This is a genomic window from Hymenobacter terrestris (assembly GCF_013377905.1).
Taxonomy (GTDB): domain Bacteria; phylum Bacteroidota; class Bacteroidia; order Cytophagales; family Hymenobacteraceae; genus Hymenobacter; species Hymenobacter terrestris.
The window spans coordinates 1-3,678 of record NZ_JABKAV010000123.1 but is presented as its reverse complement, the minus strand read 5'-3'; the positions used below and the strand labels follow the sequence as shown (position 1 = coordinate 3,678).

Sequence of the window (3,678 nt, the reverse complement as noted above, 5' to 3'; positions counted from 1 at the left end):
TACGGAGGATTACCTTATTATACCTTGCTGGATGATGCAATTTATAAGACCAAAAGGGACTCCTTCCATTATCATCAGCAAATTCTGCCAAAATCTGTTCGCGTACTTAGTTATAATGAAAATTCAGAAAACACGAATGCAATATCGGTTCACGAAACTACGCGCAACTATACTTACGCGCGCGCCACTAACGGCCAATTGTTCGGATCACCTACTTGGACACGGCAATTACTAGGCAATGGCGAACAACTGGCAACCCACACCACCTACTCCCGCGACTACCCTGTCGCTACCGCGGCCGATGCGCCTGCGGCCGGTTTGGCGGCCTTGTCGGCGCGCCGGATACTAACAGCGGAAGTGGAAAGCCAGCAGTGGCGCTATCACGGGCAGGATTCCGTGCTCGTCGCTGGCACGCTTACCCATTATGGTGACAATCTGCAGCCGCGGCGCAAGTGGCGCTTAGCAACGGCTTCTCCCGTTAGCTCCGGCACGTTTACCAACGCCCAAATTCAGCAGCAGCGCTTTGTCCAGGATGGGCGGTATCAGGAGCTTGTAAGCTACGAGCAGTACGACCCGCTGGGCAATTTGCGGCAGGTACGGAGGGTGAGAGACGTTCCGACAACGTACCTGTATGGGTATCAGGGTACGCTGCCGGTAGCTCAGATTCAGCATGCCTCCGCTGATCAGGTGCAAACGGCTCTCACGTCGCTGAATCTAACCATAGATGCCTTGCCAACGGATGCGCAGCAACTCCGCAACGTGATGACTCAACTGCGGCAGAAGCTCCCACAGGCGCAACTAACAAGTATGACTCACCGACCACTGGTTGGCGTGAGTTCCCAAACCGGCCCCGATAATCGCACCATTTTCTACGAGTACGATGCGCTGGGCCGGCTGCTACGCGTGCGCGATGAGCAGGGCCGCATTCTGAGCGAGAACGAGTACCGCTACGCCCGCCCTTAAGGGAAGCCCGCTCACTTTCACTCTTCCCTTTACTTGCTCACTGGCCGCGCTGGCCTGTTCTCGGTCTCCATTATGCTACACCTTTACTGCTGGCTTTTGACTCACCTGCGCGCTGGTCTTCGCTTACGAGGCGCGCACCTGTTTGTGCTGCTGGTGCTGGCGGGTGGGCTGCCCGGGAGCGGGGTGGCCCAGTCCTTGCCCGACTCGGCCAAGGTGCGCATCCTGCGCCAGCTTTACCTGGGCACCGGCGGTGACCAGTGGAGCCGGCGGGCTAACTGGCCCACGGCTGCCCAGTGGCAGACCCCTGGCTTCGCCGATACGCTTGCCAGCCGCCACTTCCGCACCTGGCAGGGCCTGGAGGTTTACGGCAGCCAGATCTACGGCGTGCACCTGGCCGTCAATAACCTGCGCGGTGCCTTCCCCGCCAGTCTGCTGGAACTGGGTGCCGATTTGGTGCAACTGCACCTGAACAACAACCAGCTCACGGGCCAGTTGCCCCCCAATCTGGGCAACCTGAGTGGCATCAGCATTCTGGACATGAATACCAACCAGCTTAGCGGCCCGTTACCGGCCTCACTAAGTCAGCTGCGCACGGTCTACATCCTGGGCCTGGCCCAAAACCAGTTCACGGGCTCCCTGCCCCAGGATATCGGCAACCTGACGGGGGCTGTCATTTTCAACCTGTCAAACAACCGGCTCAGCGGTCCGCTACCGGCTTCGATGGGCCAGATGTACTCGCTCGGCTACTGCCACCTGGACAACAACCAGTTCAGTGGCAGCCTGCCCGCCAGCCTGGGCCAACTCACCCACCTGAGCTACCTGACGCTGCCCAATAACCGGCTCACGGGCGTGATTCCGGCCAGTATTCTGTCGCTACCCACCAGTACAACGATTCAACTGCATAACAACGAGCTGACGGGCGTCGAGCCCCTGGCAGCGGGCCCGTTTCCTAATAATCCTAATCTGGGCGGCAACTACCTGGGCTTCGAAGCGCTGGAGCAACTGCTCACCGGGCCGGGCCAGCCCAAGCATCCCTACTTCCCGGCCCCCAACCAGCGCCAGCGCCTGCTACGGGCCGACACCCTGGCCCTAGTGAAGGGGCAGTCGAAGACACTGGCGGGTGCGCTGCCGGGCCAGCACAACCACTACCAGTGGGAGCGCAGAGTGGGCCAAGCCTGGGTGGATCTGGCAGACCAGACCCAGCCCACACTCCTGGTGCACGTGCAGGGCGAGAGTGAGGAGGGGGAGTACCGCACCCGCGTCACCAACGACTGGGTGCCGAATGTGACCCTCTACGGGCGGGGGCAGTATGTGACACTGCTACCCTACGCGCCGCTGGCGCTCAACGAGCCGAAGGACGGCGATTGCCCGGCCCCGCCCAACGGCCCACTGCCCGTTAACCGCGACCCCGGTCAGACCGACTCGGTGAATTACGTGCGCACCTACTCAGCCCGCAAGGCTTTCACCAACCCCGCCGACCTAAAGACTGCCTCCACTGACGAGGTGCAGGTGAGCACCCAGTACCTGGACGGGTTGGGCCGGCCGATGCAAACGGTGCAGCACCGCGCCTCGCCCGCCGGCCGCGACCTGGTCCAGCACACCGAGTACGACGCGCTGGGCCGCGAGCCGAAGCAGTATTTGCCCTACTCGGCCGACCCGGCCACGGCCGACGCCGTGCGCTACCACCCCGATGCCAAGGCCGAGCAGGCGCAGTTCTACCGCGGGCAGGGCGGGCGCGACCCGCTGCTGCCCCAGCTCACGGCCACGCTGCCCAAAACGAGCGTGGCGTATACCGAAACCGTGTTCGAGTCCTCGCCCCTGAACCGGCCCCGGGTGCAGGCCAGCCCCGGCGAGACTTGGCAGGTAGGAAAAGGCCACGAGACGACGCTTCAGGAGCGGCCCAATGTGGCCGGCGACTCGGTCATGCGCTACACGCCGGACTACGGCCCGGACCGCGAGGAGCTGAAATATGAGGGAACCTACGCGCCGGGCGAGCTGTGGGTCAAGACCAGCCGCGACGAGCAGGGGCAGTGGCGGCAGGAGTTCACCGACAAGCAGGGGCAGGTGGTGCTCAGCCAGGTGGGCCTGGACGGCAGCTACCAGCAGCCGGCCACCAGCTGGCTCAAGACCTACTACGTGTTCGACGACTTCGGCCGGCTGCGGGCCGTGCTGCCCCCGCTCTCGGTGCAGCGGCTGCGTAAAAACAACTGGCTCGTCACGGGCGCGGGGATCGAGCGGCTGCTGTTTCGCTACCACTACGACGCACGGGGCCGGCTGGTAGAAAAGCAGGTGCCCGACCAGGCCGGCTACAGCTACGTTATCTACAACGAGCTCGACCAGCCCATTCTTACCCAGCAAGTCAGCCAGCAAGCCACCAAGGAGTGGGTAGCCACCAAGTACGACGCGCTGGGCCGGGTGATCTACACGGGCCTGGTACGCTTTGACGCCCTGAGCGGCACGCCCAGCCAGCAGTACACCCAGCTGCTGGGCTGGCAGGCCAACTGGCTGGCAAGCAACGCCAGCATCCCGCTCTGGGAGGAGCCCAGCGCTACGGCCACGATGGGGCGGGCCTACTACTCGGCCCGCAGCTGGCCGGCGCTCGGCGCCAGCGGGGCCGAGCTGCTGAGCGTTACGTACTACGACCACTATGACTTCAACCAGGACGGCCAGCCCGACGTGGCCTACCAGCCGCCCACGGCCGAGCAGCTCGGCGGG

General features: G+C 63.3%; 2 protein-coding genes. Both read left to right on the top strand.

Going from position 1 to position 3,678, the window contains the following annotated elements:
* A partial coding sequence (locus HW556_RS18105) for a hypothetical protein (RefSeq protein ID WP_218136970.1) occupies positions 1-963 on the top strand: 963 nt, incomplete at its 5' end.
* Between the two features lie 96 nt (positions 964-1,059).
* Positions 1,060-3,678: DUF6443 domain-containing protein (locus tag HW556_RS18100; RefSeq protein WP_246289719.1), on the top strand; the 2,619-nt coding region annotated here is incomplete at its 3' end.